The organism is Pseudoalteromonas phenolica, assembly GCF_005876835.1.
In the GTDB taxonomy this organism is placed as follows: Bacteria; Pseudomonadota; Gammaproteobacteria; order Enterobacterales; family Alteromonadaceae; genus Pseudoalteromonas; species Pseudoalteromonas phenolica_B.
Genome location: NZ_PPSW01000026.1, coordinates 40,653 through 66,960, shown reverse-complemented (window position 1 = coordinate 66,960; position 26,308 = coordinate 40,653). Strand labels below are relative to the sequence as shown.

Below are 26,308 nucleotides of genomic sequence, written 5' to 3'. Positions count from 1 at the left end.
AGAGCATGCAACTTAATTCCACTGAAATTTCTGCACTGATCAAACAACGTATTGAACAGTTTGAAGTTGTTAGTGAAGCACGTAACGAAGGTACTATCGTATCTGTTACTGACGGTATCATCCGCATCCACGGTCTAGCTGACTGTATGCAAGGTGAGATGATCGAGCTTCCTGGCAACCGTTATGCTATCGCACTAAACCTTGAGCGTGACTCAGTAGGTGCAGTAGTAATGGGTCCTTACGCTGACCTTAAAGAAGGCGTAAAAGTACAATCTACAGGTCGTATCTTAGAAGTACCAGTTGGTCGTGGTCTACTTGGTCGTGTTGTTAACACACTAGGTCAGCCTATCGATGGTAAAGGTGCACTAGACAACGACGGTTTCGAGCCAGTTGAAAAAATCGCACCAGGCGTAATCGAACGTCAATCAGTAGATGAGCCAGTACAAACTGGTTATAAGTCTATCGATGCGATGATCCCAGTTGGTCGTGGTCAGCGTGAGCTAGTAATCGGTGACCGTCAGACTGGTAAAACTGCTCTAGCAATCGATGCTATCATCAACCAAAAAGACACAGGCGTTAAGTGTGTGTACGTAGCGGTTGGTCAGAAAGCGTCTACTATTGCTAACGTAGTACGTAAATTAGAAGAGCACGGTGCACTTGAAAACACGATTGTTGTTGTTGCATCAGCTTCTGAATCAGCAGCGCTTCAATTCCTAGCGCCATTTGCTGGTTGTACTATGGGTGAATACTTCCGTGACCGCGGTGAAGACGCGCTTATCGTATATGATGATCTGTCTAAGCAAGCTGTTGCTTACCGTCAGATCTCACTACTACTTAAGCGTCCACCAGGCCGTGAAGCATACCCAGGTGACGTATTCTACCTTCACTCACGTCTTCTAGAGCGTGCATCACGTGTAAACGCTGATTACGTTGAGAAGTTCACTAACGGTGAAGTGAAAGGTAAAACAGGTTCATTGACGGCATTGCCAATCATTGAAACTCAAGGTGGTGACGTTTCTGCATTCGTACCTACCAACGTTATCTCAATCACCGACGGTCAGATCTTCCTAGAAACTGACTTATTCAACGCAGGTATCCGTCCAGCTGTTAACGCTGGTATCTCGGTATCTCGTGTAGGTGGTGCAGCGCAAACTAAAATCGTTAAGAAACTAGGTGGTGGTATCCGTCTAGCGCTAGCTCAGTACCGTGAACTAGCGGCGTTCTCTCAGTTCGCTTCTGACCTTGACGATGCAACGCGTGCACAGCTTGAGCACGGTGAGCGTGTAACAGAGCTAATGAAGCAGAAACAATACGCACCAATGTCTGTTGCTGAAATGTCTCTGTCTCTATTTGCTGCTGAGAAAGGTTTCCTACAAGACATCGAAATCCCTAAGATTATGGATTTCGAAGAAGGCCTAATCGGTTTCGCAAACAGCACTTACGCAGAGCTAATGGCTCAAATCAATGAAACAGGTAACTACAACGCTGAGATCGAAGCGCAGCTTAAAGAACTTCTAGAGAAGTTCAAAGCAACGCAAACTTGGTAATTTAGTTACAGATGGTGAGTGTTCTTAGAACGCTCACCTTGATTCGGAGAGAGAGTCATGGCCAGCGGAAAAGAGATTAAAAGCAAGATCGGGAGTATCAAGAATACTCAGAAGATCACCAGCGCAATGGAAATGGTTGCTGCTTCTAAAATGAAGAAAGCACAAGACCGTGTGGCGTCAAGCCGTCCATACGCTGAGAACTTACGCAAAGTAATCGGTCGTGTTGCTCAAGCAAATCTTGACTTCCATCATCCGTTCCTAGAAGAGCGCGATGTGAAGCGAGTTGGTTATATTGTTATCTCTACTGACCGTGGTCTATGTGGTGGCTTAAACTCAAATGAGTTTAAGAAAATCACACAAGACGTACAGGCGTGGAAAGAAAAAGGCGTTGAAGCTGAATATGCTACTTTAGGTAGCAAAGCTGCTGGTTTTTTCCAACGTTTCGGCGGTGATTTACTCGCTAAGAAAGCGGGTCTTGGAGATGCACCTTCAATTCAGGACGTAATTGGTCCTGTAAAAGTAATGCTAGATGCATTCGCAGAAGGCAAGATTGACCGTTTATTCGTGGTATACAACAAGTTTGTAAATACCATGAAGCAAGAGCCAACAATCGAACAGTTATTACCTTTGCCAAAAGCTGAAGAAGAAGTATCAGCGCACGCTTGGGATTACCTATATGAACCGAGCCCAGAAGCTATCCTAGAGACGCTACTGGTACGTTTCATTGAATCACAGGTTTACCAAGGTGTGGTTGAGAATGCTGCCTCTGAACAGGCTGCCCGTATGGTTGCGATGAAAGCCGCAACTGATAATGCCGGCGACCTAATGGAAGAGTTGCAACTTGTTTATAACAAAGCCCGTCAGGCTGCAATCACACAAGAAATCAGTGAGATTGTAAGCGGTTCGGCAGCTGTATAACGCTTCGGCAAAGTTTAACGAGAGGAATAGACATGAGTTTAGGTAAGGTCGTCCAAATTATCGGCGCCGTTGTGGACATCGAGTTTCCACAAGACAACGTGCCAGCCGTATATGACGCACTAAAAGTTACAGAAGGCGACTTAGCTGGTTTGACTTTAGAAGTTCAACAGCAGCTAGGTGGCGGTGTGGTACGTGGTATCGCACTTGGTACTACTGACGGTTTACGTCGTGGTACTTCAGTAGAAGGCACAGGCGAGCCAATCAAGGTTCCAGTTGGTACTAAGACCCTAGGTCGTATCATGGACGTACTTGGTCAGCCTATCGATGAAGCGGGTCCAATTGGTGAAGAAGAGCGTATGTCTATTCACCGTGAAGCGCCTTCATATGAAGATCAATCAAGTTCAGTTGAGCTACTAGAGACTGGTATCAAGGTAATCGACCTTGTATGTCCATTCGCTAAAGGTGGTAAAGTTGGTCTATTCGGTGGTGCCGGTGTAGGTAAAACCGTAAACATGATGGAACTTATCCGTAACATCGCAATCGAGCACAGCGGTTACTCAGTATTCGCAGGTGTTGGTGAGCGTACTCGTGAGGGTAACGATTTCTACCATGAGATGAATGACTCAAACGTACTAGACAAAGTATCTCTAGTATACGGTCAGATGAACGAGCCACCGGGTAACCGTCTACGTGTTGCACTAACGGGTCTAACTATGGCTGAGAAGTTCCGTGACGAAGGTCGTGACGTACTTTTCTTCGTAGATAACATCTACCGTTACACACTAGCGGGTACTGAGGTATCAGCACTTCTAGGTCGTATGCCTTCAGCGGTAGGTTACCAGCCTACACTAGCTGAAGAAATGGGTGTACTTCAGGAGCGTATCGCGTCTACTAAGACAGGTTCAATCACGTCTATCCAAGCGGTATACGTACCTGCGGATGACTTAACGGATCCATCTCCAGCTACTACGTTCGCGCACTTAGATGCAACAGTTGTACTTTCTCGTGACATCGCATCACTTGGTATCTACCCTGCGGTAGACCCACTTGATTCAACTTCACGTCAACTTGACCCTCAAGTAATCGGTAACGAGCACTATGAGACAGCACGTGGCGTTCAGACTGTACTTCAGCGTTATAAAGAGCTGAAAGACATCATCGCGATCCTAGGTATGGACGAGCTATCTGACGAAGATAAGCAAGTTGTATCTCGTGCACGTAAAATCCAGCGTTTCCTATCTCAGCCGTTCTTCGTTGCTGAGGTATTCACAGGTGCACCTGGTAAATACGTTTCACTGAAAGACACTATCTCAGGCTTCAAAGGCATCCTAAACGGTGAATTTGATGATATGCCAGAGCAGGCTTTCTACATGGTTGGCTCAATCGACGAAGCGGTTGATAAAGCTAAAAACATGTAATTTAGGGGGTTGTTATGGCAATGACAGTACATCTTGACGTAGTAAGTGCAGAGCAGAGTGTATTCTCTGGCGATGTAGCTACCATTCAAGTGACAGGTAGTGAAGGTGAGTTGGGTATTCACCCAGGTCACGCCCCACTATTGACTGGCCTAAAACCTGGTATGGTACGTTTAGTTAAGCAAGATGGTGAAGAAGTTATCATCTATGTTGCTGGCGGTACGCTTGAAGTTCAACCTAAGACAGTAACCGTTCTTGCGGACGTTGCTATCCGTGGTGAAGAGCTTGATGAGCAGGCTGCTGAAGAAGCTAAGCGTGAAGCGCAAGCACAAATGGCATCTGGCACGACTACTGAGCTTGATACGCATGATGCAGCTGTACAGCTTGCAGAAGCGATTGCTCAGCTACGTGTTATTCGTCAGCTACGCAAATAATACAACCTATCTGGTTTAAAAAGCCCGCACTGTAAAGTGCGGGCTTTTTTATTGCCTACTCAATTGTTGGTTTGAAATAACTTAACACTTTTATACTTATCATCTGCGCTGTAAGCCGCTACAATATTGCGCAATTTACGTTAATGTTGATTTATTCACTACCACCAGCTTTGGTTTACATCTGCACATGAAGTGATTTGTTTAAAGATGAGTATCTCAAATTGGCGTGACACTTAAACACAAGCAAAGAATAAGGACTCTGTGTTAATGGCACTTACATCTATCATCCTAGCTGCGGGTAAAGGTACTCGTATGCGCTCTAAACTTCCAAAAGTTCTTCACCCGGTTGCGGGTAAACCTATGGTGCAGCACGTAATTGACAATGCGGTATCACTCGGTGCGCGTGAAACAAACTTAGTATACGGCCATGGTCGTGAGCAGCTACAAGCGGCTCTTGCGCACAATGAAGTAAACTGGGTTTTACAAGAAGAGCAGCTAGGCACAGGTCATGCGGTTGCTGTTGCTAAGGAGCATATTGCAGATGATGATACTGTTTTAATCTTATACGGTGATGTGCCACTGACGAAGAAGTCGACATTAGAAAAGCTACTCGCCGCGACGCCGGAAAAAGGTCTAGCAGTATTAACGGTGAATCTTGACGACCCTACAGGCTATGGTCGTATGCTGCGTGAAAATGGCAAACTTGTGGGTATTGTAGAGCAAAAAGATGCAACACCTGAGCAGTTAGCTATTCAAGAGATCAACACGGGTATCATGGCGGCAAATGGTGAGTTGTTAAAGCGTTGGTTAAGTAACCTTTCAAATAATAATGCTCAGGGCGAATACTATCTGACAGACATCGTCGCTATGGCGCACAGTGAAGGCGTTGAAATTACTTCGGCTCAGCCAGATCATCCAATGGAAGTAGAAGGCGCGAACAACCGTGTGCAACTTGCAGCCCTTGAGAGAGCTTATCAGTCATGGCAAGCAGAAGAATTAATGATCAACGGTGCAAGCCTTGCAGACCCAGCACGCATCGACGTACGTGGTACAGTAAAAACAGGTCAAGACGTGCAAATTGATGTGAATGTTATCTTTGAAGGTGATGTTGTGATCGGCGACGACGTGGTCATTGGCCCAAATTGTGTACTTAAAAACTGTACTATCGGTGATGGTGTTGTTGTAAAAGCAAATAGCATGATTGAAGATGCGCAAGTCGCTGCTAAGTGTACGCTTGGTCCATTCGCGCGTTTACGCCCAGGAGCGGTGATGGAAGAAGACTCTCACATTGGTAACTTTGTAGAGATGAAAAAATCACGCTTAGGTAAAGGCTCAAAAGCAAACCACCTGACTTACTTAGGTGATGCTGAAGTCGGTGAAAAAGTAAATATTGGCGCAGGTACCATTACTTGTAATTATGATGGCGTAAACAAGTCAAAAACCATTATTGGTGACAACGCGTTTATTGGCTCTAACTCTTCTTTAGTAGCGCCAGTGCAAATTGGTGCGACAGCGACAATCGGTGCAGGTTCGGTGATCACTTCAACGGTAGAAGACGAGCAATTGGCAGTAGCACGTGGTAAGCAGCGCAACCTTGATGGTTGGCAGCGTCCTGTTAAGAAATCTTAAATACCATTTATATGAAGTAGCTGTAATAGCTACTTCATATATTTACAGCTTAGCCATTCGGGTTTAGCTGAATGATACACAATGCATTACATTTAGCTGAATCACCCCAATCATCTTCATCTAAATGAGTAAAAAGAGGTCCACCAGCTCCACCTACACGAGGTGTCATTTGTGCAGGCAAATGAGACTTGTCTAAGTTTAACTTTTTGAATGTTTTTTTATTTAATTTTAATTTCATTATAACTTTCCTTATTTGTTGAAATTATAGACTAATTATGCGTTCCTTTTTTGTTAACATCAGATTTGCTGATATATTGCTTAACATGAAAAGGAGATTTTACATTTATCAGCAGCAAGGAAAGTGGTACATTGAATTTCAAAGTTAATTTAACGTTAACATATAAGAAGTAACCTATGGACAGTCTATTCCGCAAAGAAGTGCTGGAGCATAAACGACATCGACTAGAAGGAGCTGTGTCGCTTATTCAGCCACCCATTTTTAGAAGACTCACAGTGTTGATCGTAACGGTCGTCGTTGTCAGTCTGGTGTTTTTGAGCCTTGGGCAATACACCCGAAAAGAGCGTGTGAGTGGGGTGATAGAACCCGATGCCGGTCTTTTACGTGTTGAGGCCTCTCAAGCAGGCTTAATTTCAGAAGTGCTCGTTTCTGAAGGTCAGTTTGTTGAAGCCGGTGAGCCGCTGTTGAGAATAGCCTCTGCGAAGCACAGCAGCCAAGAGTTAGAACTCAATCAGGCTTTACTTAACCAATACCAGTTTCAACTTAATTCACTCGAGCGACAGATCACCCAGCAAATTGCACAGGATAACTTAGATATTGAGCAGTTGAATTTGCAGAAAATCTCCCTCGAGCAGCGTTTATCTGAATTAGATAGCCAAGCTGCCACCTTTAAACAGCGACTGATGTTAAATCAAAAGATGGTTGAGCAAGTCGGTAGCTTAAAGGGCACAGGCTATATTTCAGAGTTAGAGCTACAAAGACAAAAAGATACCTTGTTGTCGCTGCAACAGCAGGCATCGAGTATCAAATCAGAGCGGGTGTCGCTGGTTAGTCAATTACAGCAACTCGAAAATCAAATTGAGCAACGACCTTTGCAACAGCAAACGCGTATTGCACAATTAGAGTCACAGCGCGCCGATCTTAAAATGCAGTTGTCGTCGATTGAGCAGCAGCGCCTAGGTGAGTTAAGAGCACCAAAATCAGGCATTGTCAGTGGTCTCACTGCAAAAGTAGGTAAAACAGTGGCCACAGGGCAAAGCTTACTCTCAGTGCTTCCTGAAAACAGCGAAATGCAAGCAATCGTCTATGTGCCTACTTCGGCATTTGGTTTTGTTGATGTTGGCCAAAATGCCCGTTTGCGCTACCACGCCTTCCCGCATGAAAAATTTGGGGTGTACGATGGCACCATCAAAGAAATCAGTAATTCAGTGATATTACCTGAAGAGGCCTCAACGCCAGGCGTACTGACAGAGCCTGCTTATCGTGTGGTTGTGGCACTCTCTGAACAAGATATTCAAGCTTATGGAAAAGCAACACCACTTAGAGCGGGTATGAGACTCGACGCAGATATCGTGATCGAAGAACGTTCACTTCTACGTTGGTTATTTGATCCGGTATTTAGTATTAAAGGTCAGCTGTAAATTTTCAGCACAAGACTATTTGTATAACAATAATAAGGCAGTAAAAGATGCATGAAGAAGATGAAAGTGTAGTAAATAAACTACAGTTTTGGTCAAGGAACTCATTGCCCATTATTTTACAGTCGGAGGCCGCGGAGTGTGGCTTAGCAAGTTTAGCTATGGTGGCGTGTTACCATGGCTATCAAACCGACTTGGTATCTATTCGACAAAAATTTAGCATATCTCTTGAGGGCGCGACGCTGCTCGATATTATGGGATTTGCTGAGCAACTCAAGTTAAGTACAAGACCACTACGTATTGAGCTTGAAGATCTTGACGCATTGCAAACGCCGTGTATTTTACACTGGGATCTCAATCACTTTGTGGTGCTAAAAAAAGCCAATGAAAAGCGCATTGTCATTCATGACCCTGCTAAAGGCGAAAAAACACTGACCCTTGAAGAAGCGTCAAAACATTTCACCGGTGTTGCTCTAGAGCTCACACCGACTAAAGACTTTGAAAAACAAGAAAGTAAACCCACACTCAGATTCTCCGACTTTTGGAGCCGAATTTCGGGTCTTAAACGTTCTTTATTGCTGATCTTCTTACTGTCTTTGCTGTTACAAGTATTTACGTTGGCCGCGCCTTATTACATACAATTAGTCATTGATGATGTTGTACTCACAGGCGATACCTCCTTATTGACCGTACTCGCCGTCGGTTTCTTCTTGGTATTAGTGTTTGAGATAGCCACCAATGCGCTACGGGGCTTTACCTTGCTGCATTTTGGTAATCAAATGAATATTCAGCTCGGTGCCAATTTATTCCACCACCTAGTACGTTTACCAATATCTTACTTTGAAAAACGCCACATGGGTGATGTGGTATCGCGTTTTGGTTCACTACAGCAAGTTAAACAATTACTCACCACTGGGGTTATTGAGGCCATTATTGATGGTCTAATGGCGATAATCACCTTAGCGATGATCTTCTTCTATAGCCCAACCCTTTCTGCGGTGGTGCTAGTGGCAGTATTTGCCTATGCCGGCGTGCGAATAGCTATGTATAAGCCATATAGGGCGATTAGCGAGCAAGAAATTATGGCACGAGCCGAAGAAAACTCTAACTTCATGGAAACCGTGCGAGGCATTCAAACCATCAAGTTATTTGGTTCTGAGGTAAAACGTGAAGGGCAATGGCAAAATCGTTATGCGAATGCCATTAATCAGAACATCCGAATTGGTAACTTTAATATTGGTTACGAAGCCATTAACCGCGCTTTATTTGGTATCGAAAACATTGTGGTGGTCTATTTGGCGGCGCATTTAGTGATCCAAGGTGGATTCAGTACCGGTATGCTATTTGCCTTTATGTCTTATAAGCGTCAGTTTATGGAAAAAACCGCGAACCTCATTGAGAAGTTTATCGAGTTCAAGATGTTAGGTTTACACTTTGAGCGTATAGCGGATATTGCATTGACTGAAAAAGAAGATTTACAGCCAGCGAATATCAAACGTCATAGCATTGAAGGTGATATTGAAATCAAAGGCGTGAGCTTTGCTTATTCAGATGCAACACCGAATGTACTCGATAACTTGAGCTTGAAGATAAAAGCAGGCGAGTCGGTGGCAATCACTGGGCCTTCGGGCTGTGGTAAATCTACGCTACTAAAACTCTTATTGGGATTAAATAAAGCCAAATCTGGCGAAGTGCTGATTGATGGCGTTCCGCTTGAGCAAATAGGTGCGCGACAATATCGACAGCAAATCGCGGCGGTCATGCAGGACGACGAGCTTTTATCGGGTTCAGTCTCAGACAATATCGCTTTCTTTGATTCTCCCGTTGATATGGAGCGCGTAGTTTACTGTGCTCAACTGGCTGCCATTCACGACGACATTGCGCAAATGCCAATGGGTTATGACAGTTTAATTGGCGATATGGGCTCAAGCTTATCAGGGGGTCAAAAGCAGCGTATTATTCTGGCCCGGGCTTTATATAAACAACCGAAGATCTTGTTTATGGATGAAGCCACCAGCCACTTAGATACCAATTTAGAAGCCGATATTAATGAGGCGGTTTCCCGTTTAGATATCACTCGAGTGATCATCGCCCACCGAAAAGAAACCATTGCTTCTGCTGATAGAGAAATTAAGCTGCAAAAACCACGTCAGCTTGAAGATATGCATTCGGCATCGACTTCTGGATCTGAATAACTTTAGGTAACTTCATATAACGCCAAGCAACTCGTTTTGTTTGGCGTTTTTTATACCATCCACTTAACTAATTGATCTATTTTAAGTTTAAGGCAATAAAACCTTGTTGATAGTACCGCTCATGCGTCCTGTTATCGTTGAGGTGCCTACATCTATGTTGGCAAGGCAAATATTTCGTTACTTAGTTATTTTAAGTGAGAAACCTTTAACGCAGCTATCATTAGGTTTAACCCCTCGAAATGATTAAATGTTATTGCAGATTGGTATTAGCCGATAGTGATGAGAACGATAGCTACAAATGCTAGCTCTAAAACCAAAAAACGCCTCAAAAGAGGCGTTTATGCGTATTAATCTAAACTTAGATTAATAAATCTCACCACACGTGTGGCCACGACCGCATGTGTTAGCCACACAATGTGTCATGCCATCAGCACTTGGGCCATCAATTGGTGGGCAGCGGTAAGTAACATAACTACTGTTAATTTGCGTACCACCAGCAACTTGTGGAGTCATTTCTGCAGGAATATTGCTGCTATCTGCAGATAACGTCTTCATTTTCTTTTTGTTTAGCTTAAGTTTCATTGTTAGTTTCCTTCTAGATTAGTTGTGTTTGCTTAGTAAACATCTTGGCAAGTGTAGCCCATGCCACATGTGTGTGCTTGGCATAAAGATACTGCACCGCCTGAGATAGTGCGTGGAGGAGGACAATCGCGATAAGTAACATAACTACTGTTAATTTGCGTACCGCCCGCAACCTGAGGTGTCATGTCTGCAGGGATGTTGCTGTTATCAGCAGACAAGGTTTTTATTTTCTTTTTGTTTAACTTTAATTTCATAATCAAATCCTTGTTTAAAATTAGCACCTAGAAAAGGTGCAAATTCAAATTAATTCATATTAAATAAGTTTTCAAGCTATTAAACTTAATTTAACAAAATCACTTTGCTGCTAGTTTGATTTTGGTATTCTTTTTGTTATTTGCCTTATTGCAAAAAGTGTAATTAATAGAATGTCTGAATAAATGCTTATTATGAAAAAAGTTACAAGTATATGGATAAGCATAAGGTAGGGGAGTACGTTTCTTTTATAGACTTAAAAATTCATTATTAAAACTTTAGAGGTAAATGAAGGGCGATATTTAAAGAAAAACATGGCCCTTGTTCGCCTTTTATTTATATAACTAATTGAAAGTTTTTTATAAATTATAAAGCTCTTTATTAGAATACGTGTGGACACGTATAGCCAATACCACACGTATAGCGTGGGATAAGCGTCAGTCGACCACAATCAATATCAGAAAATTGATAATCAAAGCCACCAGCGATCTCTGGTGTCATTGCTGCTGGAGTGCTTTTCTTATCTGAAGATAGTGATTTAATTTTCTTCTTATTTTCCTTATAAAAATTAGCACTTTCGGTAAGTGCAAAATTAAAATAGTTCATATAAATTAAACGATCAAGTTGTTTAACTTTTATTAACAATTCTAAAGTTGTTGAGGTTTTGGTGACGCTTCAGTAAGGTATCGGTCAGTTGTTGCAGGAATAATAATTAAAATGGTGTCTTCACCTAAGGATAGATATGCCAACACAAGCGATTGCGTCAGCAGAGCAAGCAGCTCAGGTGCGCGAAATAATTCAAAGCTTGGCCGAAAAAGTGAGCCAAGATCTTCACAATGTAGAAACCAATGGTTTGTTAAGTGGTTTAGCTGGCCATTTATTATTTTTATATAATGCTTATCGTATCGACCCAAGTTTTGTTGATGAAACGCTATTCTCAGAAAAACTAGAAAAGTTACAAGAAGAGCTAGAGCAGCAAGGGTTTGAGCTCAGTAATGGCCTTGCTGGTCAAGCTTGGGTATTAGAGTATTTAAACCAAGCTGACATGGAAGATTACGATTCCGAGTTGCTCAGCGATATGGATCAAATCTTTTATGACGCACTGAACTTTCAACCATGGCCAGGTGAGATAGAGTCTGTACTTGGCCTAGCGGGTTATGCCCCTTATACCGCAAGGCGTAGCAAGCAATCAGAACAAGCCGCATTATATGGTGTAATAGTCGATAACTTTGCCAGTGTGGCACAACAAGTTGATGACAAACTAATAAGCTGGTCTCAACCTGAGTATTCGGTTTACCGCTTCGAAAAAGATGATCGTAAGAAGCCTGAATTCAATTTAGGACTAGCCCATGGTGTGCCAGGGATCATCGCAGCGCTTATTCCTGCATTAAATATAGATGCCATTAAAGATAAGACCGCTCAGTTAGTCACGCAGTCTTGTGACTGGTTGCTTACCCAGCAAAACCCAAATCATGAAGAAGAACACTGCTATGGTTCATGTTCTGGTGGCGAGCACAAATCGAGACTCGGCTGGTGTTATGGCGATTTAACAATCGCATTAACCCTTGCCCGTGCAGGTCACGCACTAGATAGACCGAGTTATGTCGATGAAGCGCGTCGAATGGCATTAAAAGCGGCAAAGCGTGATGCCGAAAGTGGCTTTATAAACGATGCTGGCTTATGTCATGGTTTCGTTGGTCTTGTCAGTATTTATCAACTTTTAAATCAACTTATGCCCCACCCTGAGCTTGAGCAAGCCGCAAAATACTGGCTCAACTACAGCCTTGAACAATACCAAGAAAAGGGCCTTGAAGCATTTTACGCCTACAACGGTGAAACCACTCAGCACTATGAGAATTTTGGTTTTTTAATGGGCTATGCAGGGGTTGGCGTTGGCTTTATCTCAGTTTTAAACGATGACCTAGACTGGGCTGAATGCTTGTTGATGGCATAAGGAGTGATGATGTCGAACAACAATAATCAAAAACAAGTAAATCAACCGATTAAGCATGCACCATTTTTTGTAATGCGTACGCCGCGTTTATCACTAGAGCACTTAGCAGAATTTAGCTCAGAGTCAGCCGACACTAATGCTATCTTAGAAAAGTGGTTAGCAATTGAGGGGGTTGAAGAAGCCATTTATCTTGCTAGCCCTTCTTTACTTGAACGTATTGAGCAATGGCGAACAAAGCCAGAATCAAAACAAGGTAAAAAGGTTGCGCAAGCACTACTTAAATATATGTTGCGTATGTGCGCAAGGCCGACGCCTTTTGGTTTATTCTCAGGGATCTATAAGGGTGAAGTGAGTGATACTACTGAGTTTATGAGTGCATCACATACTCAAGATAGCCGTAAAACACGCCTTGATATGTTTTATTTGTCGGCATTAAAAGAGCATTTCGTGAAAGAAGCACAACGTGCCGACAACTTGATGTACCGCCCAAACCCTTCTCATTACTTTGTTGCTGATCAATGTCGTTATATTGAGAATTATCTCTCTGAAGACAGCATGCAATATCGTTTAAGCGCGGTAGACAGTGATGAATATTTTCAGTGTGTACTTAAACTAGCCAAAGGCGGTTTAAGCTTTAATGGTCTGGTCGATGCTTTTTGCGCACAGTATGGCGAAGCCGAAAAAGAAGACGTTGAAGCATACATTCAAGATCTGATTGACGAAAAGATACTACAGGCCGATATCCCACTGCCGCTGACGGGCGACTCACCTGATTATGCTCTTTTAAAGTCATTACAAAATATGGAAGAGCTGGCAACCGCAGATCAACTTGCAACCGCTCTGGCCATGATTGAAAAGCTCGATAACGAGAAAAGTGGTGAAATTAAACCTTATAAGCAATTGCTTGAACACTTTCAGAACATGCCAGTTAAAGCGCAAGAAAATAAGCTTTTTCAAACCGACGTTTATCGCGCCTTTGAACAGTGTCAATTAAGCGCTCAAGAAGTGCAACGGGTGCAAAAGCAACTCGAGTTATTGGCTGAATTAGGTGATACCGATAAATCTAACCCATTGAGTAACTTTATCACTAAGTTTAATGCGCGTTTTGAAGGGCAGTTTGTACCGCTTGATGTGATCTTAGATGACGAGTCAGGTATTGGCGTTTCAAATGAAACTGGATATGAAGCCCCGCTGGTGGCAGGTTTAAACCTAGTTAAGGGTAATCAAGGCGCGGGTGAAGCCCCAAGACCGACTTTGCTGAATCAGATCATTGAAGAAGCCCTGAGCTTACCGGCGAATCGCAGCAAAGACACCATAGTTCTAAAGAGCAAAGAGCTAAGAAGCAAAGTAAACAGCAAAGAACCCATTAGCAAAAATTTTCCTGCCTCTTTTTCTGTGATGCTCAGTGCGTATCAAGACGACAGATCAAATCCTGTGTTCAAGCTGGGCGGGTGTGCTGGCCCATCATCAGCCAATTTATTGGGCCGCTTTTGTCACCTAAACGATGGTCTCAAGCAGTCTGTGATTGATGAGTTGCAAAAAGAGCAAGCGCACTCAGACAATGTGATTTTTGCCGAAATTGCGCATATGCCAGAAGGTCGTCCAGGCAACGTGATTGCTCGCCCACATCTACGTGAGTACGAAATCGTCTTTATGGCCGACAGTAGCTTAGACAGTGAGTATCAAATTCCACTCAGTGACTTATTTGTCTGGGTTGAAGGGCAAAAGGTTAAACTGTGGAGCAAGCGTTTAAATAAACAAATCATCCCTCGTTTATCATGTGCACATAACTATTCAGCACGCAGTTTAAGTGCTTATAAGTTTTTATGCATGCTGCAACACCAAGAAGGTCACGCACCGAATTTCGGCATGCCAAGTAGCACCGCCAATGACGCTTTTGTGCCAAGAGTGATGCTTGATAACTTGATCTTAAATGAAAAAACGTGGCGTATTGAACGTAAAGAGCTCGAAGCCATCAGCAAAAATGGCAAATTTTCATCTGAAAAGCTTGAGGCATTGTTAACCAAGTACCAGCTTGATCCACAAGTGTGTTATGCCATGGCCGATAACGTACTTCAGCTAGAACTGCGTCATCCAGACATGCTGGCGGTATTATTATCAGAAACCAAGGGACAGCCTCGCGTTGAGTTAAAAGAAGTGCTAACAGCGCAATATGCTTCGCGTGTTGTCGACACTCAAGGTCAGCACTATAACAACGAAATGGTGATCCCACTATTCAATGGTAATGCCCCAATACACCATCATTTCTCAGACGATCCACTTGCAAATATTACAGCCAAGCCGATTAAACGTCGCTTTAGTGCAGGCTCAGAATGGTTAAGCTTGAAGATTTACTCAGGTAATTCAATCGTCGAGCAGCTATTAACTGAAAAGTTATTGCCATTTATTGCTGAGCAGCAAGGCGATTTTGAAAAATGGTTCTTTATTCGCTATGGCGATCCCGACTGGCATTTACGTCTGCGTTTCTATGGCGAGCCAAGCAAGTTATGTGGTCAGTTGCTACCTAAGCTTAATCAGCTACTCGACCCTATGGTTGAGTCGGGCGAGCTACACAAGGTCGAGCTAATGACTTACGAGCGCGAAGTAGAGCGCTACGGTGGTCCAGAATCTATGGCACTGATAGAGTCATTATTCATGCTAGACAGTGAATTAATTGCTCGTACTTGTGGCTTAATTGACGAGTATGGTGAAGACATTCGCTGGCGTGTGGCGCTGCAGTGCACCGATAAACTGCTTAACTTGTTCAATTACAATGATGAAGGCAAGTTTAACTTAATCAGTGGTTTGAGAGCCGGTTTTGGTAATGAATTTAACGAAACCAGTCATTTGCGTAAGCAGCTAGGTAATCGTTACCGCGATTATCAAACTCAGTTAGAAGGCGACTTCGAGAAGCTGGCTGATTTAACTCAGTTACCTGACGATGAAGCCCAAAACGCGATTGCTCAACTGCTTAACTTATGGCAACAGCAAGCACACCCTGTGGTTGCGCAGCTCAATGAGATGCTAGAAGAAGACAAGCTCAACTGTAGTCGAGACTCATTACTGAGCTCTTTGCTACACATGCATAACAACCGTATGTTTAAAGCCTATGGTCGTGAGCAAGAGTTGGTGATCCATGACTTGATGCGCCGTAAATACTTCTCGGCAGACAAAGGCCAAAGCCACTAACAGGCTATCGCAATTCAACGTTAAAAAAGCACTGTTTCTACAGTGCTTTTTTGGCTTTGGTAGCACCGACTTTAGGTCGGGTTTTCTCAAACTATTTCACTCAGTTTTAGTCTCGCTATTAAGTGAGTTTATAAATCTCGGTATTACCGACTTTAAGTCGGGTTTATTCAACTTTCTCACTTAGTCTTAGCCTAGCTTTTTGAGTTATTCTAAACCTCGGTAGCACCGATTTTAAGTCGGGTTTATTCAACTTTCTCACTTAGTCTTAGCCTAGCTTTTTGAGTTATTCTAAACATCGGTAGCACTGACTTTATGTCGGGTCTGTCTTTATCTCCACCTTAACCGAACAGCTTCCATTTCTTGCTTATTGTCTATTCATCAAATGCTGACTAACATTACTATTCCAAACTGCTTAGAAAGACATAACAACATGAAAAAAGCATTTATATTAATCATTTCTCTGTTACTCAGCTTCCCCACGGTTGCAGGCTCACTGGCAAAAGAATTACAGGTATTTGAACCTTACCTAGGCACTTGGCAGGCAGACTTTGCTGTGCCAAAAGGTCAACCTGCCATGCAAGATGTCAGTAAGTGGGAACGCGCACTGAATGGCACGGCTATTCGCACCCTGCATTCAATCAATGACGGTATGTATGGTGGTGAGTCATTGATATTTTGGGATAAAACCAAACAAAGCCTCGTATTTTACTATTTTACAACCGCAGGCTTTTATACTCAAGGTACTATGGAGGTATTACCCAATGGTGCCTTTGTGGCCTATGAAGACGTCACAGGAAACAAAGATGACATTACCAAAGTGAAATCCACCAGTCAGTTTGTTGATGGAGAGTTTAAAGTCTCGACACAATATTTAAAAAATGGTGAATGGACTGCGCCAGAGTCACGTAGCTATCAGCGCAGTAATAAACAAGTAAAGTTCAAATAGCACACTCTAGAACACCTTTCTTTCTATGTGGTTCACTATATTGTTAGCCACATTAACCTCTCCGGTAATACCTGATTAAGTGCAATTTAACACGTTGCTACCTCATATAGTTTCACCCCTTGCTCATCGAAACTTACAGACAAAGTTTAAACGTTGTTTTGTAAATTTAATGTTTATTTTTGGTTGTCTTTTTTGCGCTGCTGTTATTTTGACCTTTCCCTATATAGGGAAAATTGTTAATTTATACGGAGATTTAAAAATGACAAAAACAATAAAGGCCACGTTAGTGGCATTAGTCTTAAGTGGTGCAAGCTACGGTGTATATGCAGCTTGTGGTGATAGTGTTTGCGGTGATAACAATGGTAAGTGGACTTGTGCAGTTGAAACACCATCAGGCATCAAAATCTGTGATGAGGATAATCGCTGCACCATATCTTGTTAAATCATATAACAGGATTACCTAGCCAGCGAATGCTGGCTATTTTAAAGGAGTATTTAAAAGTATGTTAAAAGTTAAAGCATTGCTATTGATTGTTTTTTTGATGTTTGGCAATTTCTATTCATATGCCAGCACTTTCACCGACGAAGATAATAAAACTGAACAGTGGCAACTCGGTACCACAAAACGATTTGATACATTTCAAAATTTCTTTCTTAAGTATGGCTCAGATGCTTACTTCCGAACAGCTTATTTATACGATCTTGAAAAGCAGCAATGGCTGTCTTATGAAGACGCGAAGTCACTAAAGCCCGCTTTGCAACCCATTCTGAATGTACAGTATATGGATGTTAAATTGACTTTGGCTGAGGTTGTTAGTTTTACCAATGTTGATATCAGAGATGCTAAGCGATATGCCTTATTTTTCTTTGATACGCCTATAGATACAGGTAATAACAACGAATACCTGTTTGCTGGTAACGAGGTGTTTGCAAAGCAATTAAAGAAAAGTATTGAAATGCGTAAGCTCGCCGCAAAGCTTGTAAAGCAACAGCATGATGTGACGGGTTACTTAATTCAAATACCGCTCATTGGCTACAAGCCTCAAACATTTTAGTCGTGTATTTTAATAAGGAAATCATATGAAAACTCCTCTATGGAGCTGCTTATTGCTCCTAGCATCGGCATTTTCTGCATTCGCAAACCATGTTCATCCTCAAGATCTGGTCAGATTTACTGATGAACAAAATAAAATTGAGCAATGGCGATTGGGCACGACTAAACGATGGGACACATTCGAGCAATATTTTTTAAAAAAAGGTCAGAAAGCATATTACAGATGTGGATATTTGTACGATCTAGAGTCTGAAGAAGTTTTAAGTCATGATAATGCGATTTCAATTTACGAAGAGATTGAGCCAGTTTTAATAGATAAAAATAGTCAATTTCCTGCCAGCCATTCGGAAATTGAAGGTACTTTTAATATCGCGCTTCCCGATAAAAAGAAGCATAAATATGTTTTTATCTACTTCGATATTCCTGTTAAAAAGAATGGAAATTATGAATTCTCTGATAACCCTAGCTTTAGAAAGCATTTAGAAAAAGCACAGGCGCACAGGCAAAAGGCTGCGACAATATTAAAAGGGCTCAAGACGGTACCTTGGTATCGTATAGAAATTCCTTTAATCGGCTTTAAAAACCAGCAATTTTAGTAGGGTATGCTGCTAAAAAATTATATTCATCATAATGATATAGTGTTTAATAGGTTGTGGTAATTGAACTAGCATAAGGATATTAGATGCTGACAATCCCTGAAAAAGACTCAAACAGTCGACATTTACAGCGGCTTATATTTGTTATGAGTGGTGTTGCTCTGACTGCCTTGGTTGTGTGGTTTATTGCTCGACAATTATTTGCAGAGCAACCCAGTGAGCTGCAGCTTGCAGCTGTTGAACGCGGCTCAGTAATACAGACCTTAGCGGTATTTGGCCGTCTTACGCCAAGAGCATCAAATAGTTTAGTGGCTCAAGTTGATGGACATGTCAGTGAACTGAATGTATTACCAGGCGCAGAGGTTAATGCCAATACGGCTATTATTACTCTTTCAAACCCACAATTATTACGACAGCTACAAATCGCGAAGCTTAACTGGCAAAAGGCGCAAGCAAAGCATGTCTCAGCGCTGGCGAAATTGCAGCGAGAAGCCACGCAATTGCAAAACGACGTCGCGATGGCTGCCAGCGAATTAAAGTTTGCAGAACAAGAGATAGAGACCTTAAGGAAGCTGCATAAAACCAAACTATTGAGTGAGCTGGACTTCTTACGTGCAAAAACGCGGTTAGAGCAATTGCGATTGCAGCTCGACTTAACCAAGCGCAGTGAAGCGGCCTTTCAAAACACCTTAGAGTACGAAAAACAAGCCTTGGCGCTTGAGCTTGAAAGCGAAAAGCAGCAACTGGCGATGACCCAAGATGACGTTAACAATTTGCAAGTAACAACAACGCAGTCGGGCATTTTAACTGAGCTATTAGCAGACATAGAAATAGGTCAGGCGGTCTCTAAGGGCACAGTATTGGCTAAATTATCGAGTCAAAATAGCTTGTTCGCTCAGTTATTAGCACCAGCAAGTGCCATTGATATCTTATCGGCGGGAATGGCAGTGAATATTGGCATCAAGGGCAAAACGTATGCCGCACAAGTGGTGCGTGTGCACCCTAATGTTGAAGCCAACCAAATTAAGTTTGAAGCTACCTTTACAGAACACATTCCCTCTTCTGCGGTAAATAACTTGTCGGTCTCAGCCGAGGTCATGTTAGCCAGTAAAGACAATACACTTCGCGTTGCCAAACCTCTGTATTTAAAGGCGGGCGCAGAGCGCCAAGTCTTATATGTCTTTGATGGTGACGAAGTGCAAGAAAAGCAGGTCAAAATTGGCATGCAAGGTAGTGAGTTTATTGAAGTACTGGCGGGCGTTGAAATAGGCGAGCAGGTGTTAAAGGCATTACCTCAGTCTCGTTCAGCAATAAAATTATAATAATCAGACAATAAAGCTAAGGATTAAAGCGTGAATACTCTTATTGCTCTAAACAGGGTTAACAAATCGTTTGCTCAAGCAGCAAATAATGACGCGGTTTTAAAAGACATCGACTTGACCATTGACGATGGTGAATCGATTGCGATTTTGGGCCCGTCAGGCAGTGGTAAATCCACCTTACTTTCAATCATCGGGTTACTGGATGAGCCATGCAAAGGTGAATATTTACTGCGTACAGAGAACGTCACGTCATTAACCAAAAAACAAAAAAGCCAGCTGCGAAATCGTCATATAGGTTGGATCTTTCAAAACTTTAACCTGATCGCTAGCATGACAGTGCTCGAGAATGTCATACAACCGATGCGGTTTAACGCTGACATTAAACCTGCTGAATATATCGCTCGAGCACAAAGTGTATTAGCGCAGGTAGGATTAGCTGATAAAAGCAATAGCACGCCTGACAAACTCTCTGGAGGTCAGCAGCAGCGCGTTGCCATTGCGCGAGCACTCATTAATGAGCCTGCTTTAATTCTTGCCGATGAACCTACGGGTAACCTAGATCAAAAAACCGGTGAAGAAGTCATGAACTTATTACTGTCACTGTCGGCACAAGGGACAACCTTGGTCATCGTTACCCATGATGAAAATGTTGCCTTGCGTTGTCAGCGCAAGATCCGAATTCTAGATGGGCAAGTGACTTATGACGGCGAATAATACACTCTTTGAGTTGCTATGTGAGTGGCGACGTTGGCGCGGTCAGTATTTTAAGCTTGCACTCATTTTATTTGGCTTTGCTTTCTCTGCAGCTTTGCTGGCCATTGCGCTGCGTTTAGGTGGCATGCTGTTTTACGAAAATCCACAGTGGACAAACACCGACAAACCGCTTTATACGGTTGGAAGGTTACATGAGAATAGCAGTTTAAGCCCGGTGAGTCGGCAGGCCCTAGAGAAACTAAAATCATTTCCTATGGTTGAGGATGTCTCTTGGCTGGTGATAAAAAAATATAGCTTTTCGCTTAATAACCAAACCTTTAATGCGGTCAATAGTGCGGTGTTCTCTGCAAATTCAGCAGAGAATATAAGGCTAGATATGGCGCAAAGTAGTGTCTTGGGTATTTGGTTAACACACCGATTTTGGCAAGAAAACCTAAATAGTGACCCTGAAGTGGTTGGTAAGGTGTTTAGCTTTAAGCGCTTACCACAAGGGCTGCCAGTGTTGGGAGTACTTGACCAAAAATACGACCAAGTTGGCGCTGAATTACTCGATGCTTGGTTGCCAGAAGACATGTTGCAGTATTCAACTCCATTCACAGGTGGCATGATGCTCGATCGCTTTTTACTCGCGGCGCCAATGTATTATGGTTTGGTATCGGCATCGGGGGAGTTTGAACCTAAACAAGCGACTGCACAATTGGCAGAGCTAGACTTGTCTGTGAAAGGTATGTCATTCGGTAAATCAACACTGCCTCTGGCCATTTTATCTGGTGTTCAGTTTGATCCTAAAGGTTACCAGCGCCTAGTGTTTACTTGGCAGCTATTGCTTGGTTTAGTGGTGTCGTTGTGGCTCATTTTAATCTTTACACTATTCTCGCTTTCAAGCAGTCGGGCGATTTTAATAGCAGATGAATTGCGAACATTGAGGTTGTTAGGCGCTCAAAACCGAGACTTTTTTCGCTCTGCGATGCGCTTTGCGTTCGTCATGGCCTGTGTGGTCTGTGCTTTAATTTATCCTTGTTTAGCTTTCTTAAAAGCCATGGTGCAAAGCACCGCCGGTTACCAACAATATTTTAGTCAGCAAGACATGGTGCTCAATGGCGCCGTGTTACTGAGTGCAATTTTGATGATGATACTGAGCTTATTGGCCTGTGCCGGTATTCCATTGCTGAACCTATTGAAGAAAGATTTGTTTACGCGACAAACCAACCACAGTGCTTCTTTATGGCAGAAGTTATTGAGTCAGGGCATTTTAGTGTTGCAACTAAGCGCAGCCTTAGTGGCGATTTATACACTGACTTTTGTGGTGAAAGAGCAGTGGCAACAGTATCAGCAAACCAGTATTGGCTTGTCTGCAACTCAAACTCAAGTTGATACGGGCAATTTCCCTATATCTTGGCGACAATTATTGGCACAAGACAAGGGCGCTGAAGCAAAAGCGATTTTGAGCTCTTCTTTTGCTCAACTTCATCGTTATGAGTTTAAAGCTCCACAAAGCGGGCAAGAGATTAATATTGCGATTATGCATGCCAGCTCTGAATTTTTTAATGTGCTCGATGCTAAAGTAACTGGGCTAGAGTCTAAGCAGTGGCAAAGTGGTGTTGTGATCAATCACACATTTGCTGAGCGCTTGAACCAACATGATGATCTGATGTCTTTACTCGGAACTCAGATTCAATATGGCCTGCAAGAGCAAACCTATACCATTACAGGCATTGTTGAAGACATACCACATTGGGGGCGATCTCAGAGTGTGCAACCGACTTTGTATTTACCTTTAGAGCAGCTTAACTCAGACACGATGGCAGTATTTACTGTGCTACAGTCACCGCAGTCAAAACAGCATGCGCAGTTAGCGGCATGGGTGAAGTCACAAGTGCCAAATGCGAAAGTATCTGACGCCCAGACGCTTGAACTGGTGATCCAAGTGTTCGATCAGCAATCGCAAGATGTACTGTGGTTTGCGTTATTGGTTGCTGCTGTGATTGTGGGCGGTGTATTCAGTGGTTTGTGGTATCAAATACAGGCGCAATTACGCGTTGAAAAGCAAACTATTAGTGTGTTGCTTGCAATCGGTGCCTCTGAGCAGTTTGTGCTGCTGACGCGATTGAAGTACAGCCTATTGGCATTAGCTGTAGCCATATTCACGAGCTTAACTGTGTTTGTACTATTCAATTCATCCTCGTTCAATACCCTGCAACTAGACATACTTGCCGCTTTAAGCGCGGTGTTAGTGACGTTTGCATTATCTGCAGTAGCAGTGGTATTACCGTTGAGAAAGTTGTTAAACCAACCAATCCAGCAATCTTTACGGGAGTTATAAGGTAATCTAATTGTGGCCTGAGTTATGCAACTTCAGGCCACTTCAATATGTAATGCAGAGTTTTTATGTTGAATGAGAGCAAGCGGTTATTTTTTGGCATTGGTCTAGATGATGTGGCGAAAGAGCATATCAAGGCTTGGCTTGATAGTTCAGTTGTAGGTAAAAAGCCACATACCAAAGTGCAAAACTGGCATCTCACTTTGGCGTTTTTGCCCAATGTGCAACCCGATCAACAAAACCAACTCGTCGCGTTTGCGCGCAGTTTGCAGGTTGCGCCATTCTCGTTAAAGTTTAGCGAAACTGGCTATTGGCCGCATAACGGCATCTTTTATTTGCAGCCCGACTCAATACCTAAGCCGTTGTCTATGCTGGCAGAGCCGTTAAGAGACAAAGGGAGTGAGCTTGATATTTATCACAACCCATTTAGTTTTGCCCCGCATATCACGCTATTTCGCAGTCACAAACCTTGTCCTGAGGTTGCGCAAACTATTCCCCCTTTTTCGCTTACTGTGAAACAGTTTCATCTTTACCATTCCTACCAATGTAAAGAGTACGGTCTTGTATATGAGCCTATTGAAACGTTTTTACTTAATGGGGAAGGCGAGTCATAGTAGAAATCTCTATTAATACTAAAACAGCTTCTTTTTAACTTTCTTAAATAGCCCTGTAATTAATGAAGCTTGCTGGATTGTACTTTTATTATTGTGACGCGTATTTGATAGATCACTATTAGCCTGTTTAAAAAGCTGTTCTGTTGCTGCATTACGTTCACTTTGAATATGTCTGCGGCTACATTCTTGGGCGGCACACTGCCAGTCTTGTTGCTTGATGGCTTGGTGTAGTTTTGGCCAGTTTTTCGCTAAATGCGGAGTGCCTAAATTAAAAGCCATATCGAGCAAAGCATATTGGGCACTCAGTGGCATTTGTTCAAATTGGCAGTTAAAACCGCTTTGTTTGCTAAAGACCTTGTTCAATTCTTGTTTAAACTGAGCGAGGTGTTTGTGAAGGAGTTTATCGGTTTCATGGCTGGGTAGCATCAGTTCACAAAACTGCGCATACCAACAGGCCTTATAACCTGGCTTTTGTTTGCTTATCTTTTTATATTCGGCTTGTTTTTCGCTATTATTGGCGGGCTTTCCTGATTGTTTATGGACTAAATTAAGCGCACAAAACTGTTGTGCGTTAGCCATTAAGAATCCAACCCCTATGGTGGGATTGCCTCGGCTATCTAAATAGAGATGGGCGATTTCGCCCTCAAAGCGTTTTAGTTGCTGGATAAACTGGGTGTCGTTACTCGGCATAACTACTCATACTGTCGAAAAATACGGATTATTCGGTCAATTCTTGTGTTTCTTCCTGCTCAGGAAGGTCACAACTTTGTACCTCTTCAATATTAGACTTTTCATCAACAATATAGCAATGCTTTAAGATAGAGCAGTAGCAAGCGTTTACTTTTACATCAAATATGCTTTGATCAATTTGCTGCCAAAGACCTGAGTTAAAGTTGGTTTTTTGCATCATAAAAACATTAAACTCTTCACCGTCGGCAAGTAAAAAATTGGTGGTATCGCTTGACGCAAACCAGCCGAAGGCGTTGCGGTAATTAATGTCTCTCTGGTCTTGCTCTATCTCAGCAAGGGCTTCTTTATATGCGTTTAACGAACAGCAAGTGTCGAGTAACTCTTCAATGTGAAAATGGTTCTCATCGTCATAAATGTACTCGATGTAATGGACCATGGCAGGGCCGGTGCCAGAGTTAGAAATATTGATATTAATATATTGTTTTTCTTGGTTAATATCGAAATTAGAGTAGCCCATTTTAAGCCAAGGTAGGGTTTCGGCTTTAAGCTGACGTTTGGCTGCGGCGACTTGCTCTTGCGAGGCTTTTGCTTGTAGATACGTTGCATAAAACGAGGCTGCAGAAATCACAATGGCACACACTGCGAGCATAGAGTTTATCTTTGAGCGGGTAAGGCCTTTTCTCGGTGGGCGCTTTGCTCTGAGCTTATGCTTTTTATCATCGTGATGATCTAGCACGGCTTGCTCAGAGAGCGCATGGAGTGTCTCTTTATTTGAGTCTGAGGCCTGCTGCGTTTGTTCTTGTTTTGGTTGTTCGCTCATGTCCTTGCCTTAACGTGTTATTTTTATTGTTTTATTTAAATCGTATTTAAGGTGCGGCTAAGAAAATCGTTAACTTATCGCCAATCCGTAAAACGTCTTTCGATAAGCTATTCCACTGCTTAATTTTACTGACCGTAACATCAAAGTGTCTGGCGATACGCCATAGGCTGTCACCTGACTTAACTTTATACTCTATTTGCTTATCTGCCAAAATTGGCAGCATTAAGGTGTCGCCTGCGCGAATACGGCTCGATTTTAATTGATTAAAGCTTTTTAATTGCGAAACCGTAATAGAGTGACGCTGGGCGATAACACTTAAACTGTCACCGCGGCGAATGGTGTACTTTTGCCATTGTTCACTTGGCATTTCGGGTAAGTTCGCGACATAATCTTGCCAGTTCTTACTTTCGCCTTTTCTTAAAACTAAGTGTTTAGGGCCGTCTAATAACGCTGGGAAACGGGTATAACCCGGGTTTAATACTTCAAGCTGAGCCCACTTCTTTTTGTCATCTAAAATTACCCCATGACGCATATCAATCACATCTATGGTTGGCTGGTTGGCGATTTTTGGAAAAGCCATTTGCTCTTCACGAAGTAGTTGTGCGGCAGCTAAAAGCTTAGGTACATAGTGACGCGTTTGCCTAGGGAGCTTTAAATGGAAGAAGTCGGTCGATTTGCCTTGCTTCTTATTATTGCGAATGGCACGAGCAACACGGCCTTCACCTGTGTTGTAAGCGGCAATAGCATGGTACCAGTTACCATCGAAGCGTTTGTGCAAATAGGTTAAAAAGTCGAGTGCGGCATTAGTGGCATCAATCACGTCTTGGCGACCGTCATACCAAGGGCCAATTTTTATACCATAATGCTTGGCGATAAGCGGCGTCAGTTGCCAAAGGCCAGAAGCATGTTTGTGAGAATAAGCGCTGGTATCAAAGTCGCTTTCGATTAATGGCATCAAAGCCAACTCAATAGGTAGACCTCTGCGCTCAACTTCATTGACGATGTAGTATAAAAATGGCTCGGCGCGCTTTGTAATAGTTTCCATGTAGTTCGGGTGTTTTAAATACCAATCAACACGGTTTTGTACACGTTCGTGATTAGATGGCGCAAATTGCAATTGAATTCTAATACGATGCCAAACATCTTCAGCTTCTCTCGGTAAAATATTTTCAACGAATACCGGTGCCACCGGTTCACTTGGGTCTGCGAGTGCGCTGTCTTCTACTGGAGGTGTATGAACAATGGTTTCTTCAACTTCAGTGGGTGAGTTAGTTAGGCTGGCACAGCCAGATAAAAGCAGAAAAAGTGAGATAAATACAATGCGCATGAAGATTCTTTTTAGTTAGAGTTATTTTTGAATATCACAACAATTGTATAGAAGTTAGTTACAGGGGTTAAGTGAAAATTTTTACGGGGAAGGGTGCGACATGGTAGGCGCGACTTTACGTCGCGCACTCTGTA

23 protein-coding genes are annotated in these 26,308 nt (G+C 42.7%); 17 read left to right on the top strand and 6 right to left on the bottom strand.

The annotated features are described in order from the left end of the window. Positions 1 to 5 precede the first annotated feature (5 nt). The 5 genes from atpA (at position 6) to glmU (ending at position 5,943) form a co-directional block, all read left to right on the top strand. On the top strand, positions 6 to 1,547 hold the full coding sequence (atpA, locus tag C1E24_RS15930; RefSeq protein WP_138483147.1) for a F0F1 ATP synthase subunit alpha: 1,542 nt from the start codon (positions 6 to 8) through the stop codon (positions 1,545 to 1,547). Between the two features lie 57 nt (positions 1,548 to 1,604). After that, positions 1,605 to 2,465, top strand: a complete 861-nt coding sequence (atpG, locus tag C1E24_RS15925) for a F0F1 ATP synthase subunit gamma (protein WP_138483145.1) — start codon at positions 1,605 to 1,607, stop codon at positions 2,463 to 2,465. 32 nt (positions 2,466 to 2,497) lie between these two features. Then, on the top strand, positions 2,498 to 3,883 hold the full coding sequence (atpD, locus tag C1E24_RS15920; RefSeq protein ID WP_138483143.1) for a F0F1 ATP synthase subunit beta: 1,386 nt from the start codon (positions 2,498 to 2,500) through the stop codon (positions 3,881 to 3,883). 14 nt (positions 3,884 to 3,897) lie between these two features. After that, entirely contained in the window at positions 3,898 to 4,314 is a 417-nt protein-coding gene (locus C1E24_RS15915) for a F0F1 ATP synthase subunit epsilon (RefSeq protein ID WP_138483141.1), read from the top strand. 267 nt (positions 4,315 to 4,581) lie between these two features. Continuing rightward, entirely contained in the window at positions 4,582 to 5,943 is a 1,362-nt protein-coding gene (gene glmU / locus C1E24_RS15910) for a bifunctional UDP-N-acetylglucosamine diphosphorylase/glucosamine-1-phosphate N-acetyltransferase GlmU (RefSeq protein ID WP_138483139.1), read from the top strand. A gap of 49 nt (positions 5,944 to 5,992) precedes the next feature. Here glmU and C1E24_RS15905 read toward each other — a convergent pair whose 3' ends face one another. Continuing rightward, complete coding sequence (locus C1E24_RS15905; protein WP_138483137.1) at positions 5,993 to 6,181, bottom strand: hypothetical protein; 189 nt, start codon at positions 6,179 to 6,181, stop codon at positions 5,993 to 5,995. A 176-nt stretch (positions 6,182 to 6,357) separates the two neighbouring features. Between C1E24_RS15905 and C1E24_RS15900 the strand changes: the two genes are divergently transcribed. Both C1E24_RS15900 and C1E24_RS15895 read left to right on the top strand, forming a co-directional pair. After that, the gene (locus C1E24_RS15900; protein WP_138483135.1) at positions 6,358 to 7,602 is read left to right on the top strand and encodes an HlyD family efflux transporter periplasmic adaptor subunit; all 1,245 of its coding nucleotides are present in this window, start codon (positions 6,358 to 6,360) and stop codon (positions 7,600 to 7,602) included. Positions 7,603 to 7,649: 47 nt separating this feature from the next. Beyond that, positions 7,650 to 9,794, top strand: a complete 2,145-nt coding sequence (locus C1E24_RS15895; protein WP_138483133.1) for a peptidase domain-containing ABC transporter — start codon at positions 7,650 to 7,652, stop codon at positions 9,792 to 9,794. Between the two features lie 363 nt (positions 9,795 to 10,157). On the opposite strand, the gene C1E24_RS15890 is transcribed toward C1E24_RS15895, so the two are convergent. Further along, the gene (locus C1E24_RS15890) at positions 10,158 to 10,376 is read right to left on the bottom strand and encodes a hypothetical protein (RefSeq protein ID WP_138483131.1); all 219 of its coding nucleotides are present in this window, start codon (positions 10,374 to 10,376) and stop codon (positions 10,158 to 10,160) included. A 32-nt stretch (positions 10,377 to 10,408) separates the two neighbouring features. Continuing rightward, positions 10,409 to 10,630 (bottom strand): hypothetical protein, encoded by a 222-nt coding sequence (locus tag C1E24_RS15885; protein WP_138483129.1) that lies wholly within the window; start codon positions 10,628 to 10,630, stop codon positions 10,409 to 10,411. Between the two features lie 740 nt (positions 10,631 to 11,370). Here C1E24_RS15885 and C1E24_RS15880 point away from each other — a divergent pair. From C1E24_RS15880 to thpR, 10 genes are all read left to right on the top strand, one after another. Beyond that, positions 11,371 to 12,582: a lanthionine synthetase C family protein gene (locus C1E24_RS15880; protein WP_138483128.1), complete on the top strand. Its 1,212-nt coding sequence runs from the start codon at positions 11,371 to 11,373 to the stop codon at positions 12,580 to 12,582. A 6-nt stretch (positions 12,583 to 12,588) separates the two neighbouring features. After that, on the top strand, positions 12,589 to 15,771 hold the full coding sequence (locus C1E24_RS15875) for a lantibiotic dehydratase (protein WP_138483125.1): 3,183 nt from the start codon (positions 12,589 to 12,591) through the stop codon (positions 15,769 to 15,771). 430 nt (positions 15,772 to 16,201) lie between these two features. Continuing rightward, positions 16,202 to 16,717, top strand: coding sequence for a hypothetical protein (locus C1E24_RS15870; protein WP_138483123.1), 516 nt, complete (start codon positions 16,202 to 16,204; stop codon positions 16,715 to 16,717). A 259-nt stretch (positions 16,718 to 16,976) separates the two neighbouring features. Beyond that, positions 16,977 to 17,159 carry a hypothetical protein gene (locus C1E24_RS15865; protein ID WP_138483121.1) on the top strand — a complete coding sequence of 61 codons (183 nt, stop codon included), beginning with the start codon at positions 16,977 to 16,979 and terminating at the stop codon, positions 17,157 to 17,159. Positions 17,160 to 17,220: 61 nt separating this feature from the next. Beyond that, positions 17,221 to 17,772, top strand: coding sequence for a hypothetical protein (locus C1E24_RS15860; RefSeq protein WP_138483119.1), 552 nt, complete (start codon positions 17,221 to 17,223; stop codon positions 17,770 to 17,772). A gap of 25 nt (positions 17,773 to 17,797) precedes the next feature. Then, a complete protein-coding gene (locus C1E24_RS15855; protein WP_138483116.1) occupies positions 17,798 to 18,367 on the top strand; it encodes a hypothetical protein in 570 nt (189 codons plus the stop codon). A gap of 86 nt (positions 18,368 to 18,453) precedes the next feature. Then, positions 18,454 to 19,689 carry an efflux RND transporter periplasmic adaptor subunit gene (locus C1E24_RS15850; protein WP_138483114.1) on the top strand — a complete coding sequence of 412 codons (1,236 nt, stop codon included), beginning with the start codon at positions 18,454 to 18,456 and terminating at the stop codon, positions 19,687 to 19,689. Between the two features lie 30 nt (positions 19,690 to 19,719). Beyond that, positions 19,720 to 20,403 carry an ABC transporter ATP-binding protein gene (locus C1E24_RS15845; RefSeq protein WP_240722035.1) on the top strand — a complete coding sequence of 228 codons (684 nt, stop codon included), beginning with the start codon at positions 19,720 to 19,722 and terminating at the stop codon, positions 20,401 to 20,403. Then, positions 20,390 to 22,726, top strand: coding sequence for an ABC transporter permease (locus tag C1E24_RS15840; RefSeq protein ID WP_138483112.1), 2,337 nt, complete (start codon positions 20,390 to 20,392; stop codon positions 22,724 to 22,726). The genes C1E24_RS15845 and C1E24_RS15840 overlap by 14 nt, the downstream gene beginning before the upstream one ends. Before the next feature lie 65 nt (positions 22,727 to 22,791). Further along, positions 22,792 to 23,337 carry an RNA 2',3'-cyclic phosphodiesterase gene (gene thpR / locus C1E24_RS15835; RefSeq protein WP_138483110.1) on the top strand — a complete coding sequence of 182 codons (546 nt, stop codon included), beginning with the start codon at positions 22,792 to 22,794 and terminating at the stop codon, positions 23,335 to 23,337. Positions 23,338 to 23,355: 18 nt separating this feature from the next. Here thpR and C1E24_RS15830 read toward each other — a convergent pair whose 3' ends face one another. From C1E24_RS15830 to C1E24_RS15820, 3 genes are read right to left on the bottom strand one after another with little or no spacing between them, the layout of a single operon-like run. Then, positions 23,356 to 24,027 carry a glycoside hydrolase family protein gene (locus tag C1E24_RS15830; RefSeq protein WP_138483108.1) on the bottom strand — a complete coding sequence of 224 codons (672 nt, stop codon included), beginning with the start codon at positions 24,025 to 24,027 and terminating at the stop codon, positions 23,356 to 23,358. A 28-nt stretch (positions 24,028 to 24,055) separates the two neighbouring features. After that, a complete protein-coding gene (locus tag C1E24_RS15825; protein ID WP_206078140.1) occupies positions 24,056 to 24,847 on the bottom strand; it encodes a hypothetical protein in 792 nt (263 codons plus the stop codon). Between the two features lie 46 nt (positions 24,848 to 24,893). Continuing rightward, complete coding sequence (locus tag C1E24_RS15820; protein ID WP_138483106.1) at positions 24,894 to 26,174, bottom strand: LysM peptidoglycan-binding domain-containing protein; 1,281 nt, start codon at positions 26,172 to 26,174, stop codon at positions 24,894 to 24,896. Between the last annotated feature and the right edge of the window lie 134 nt (positions 26,175 to 26,308).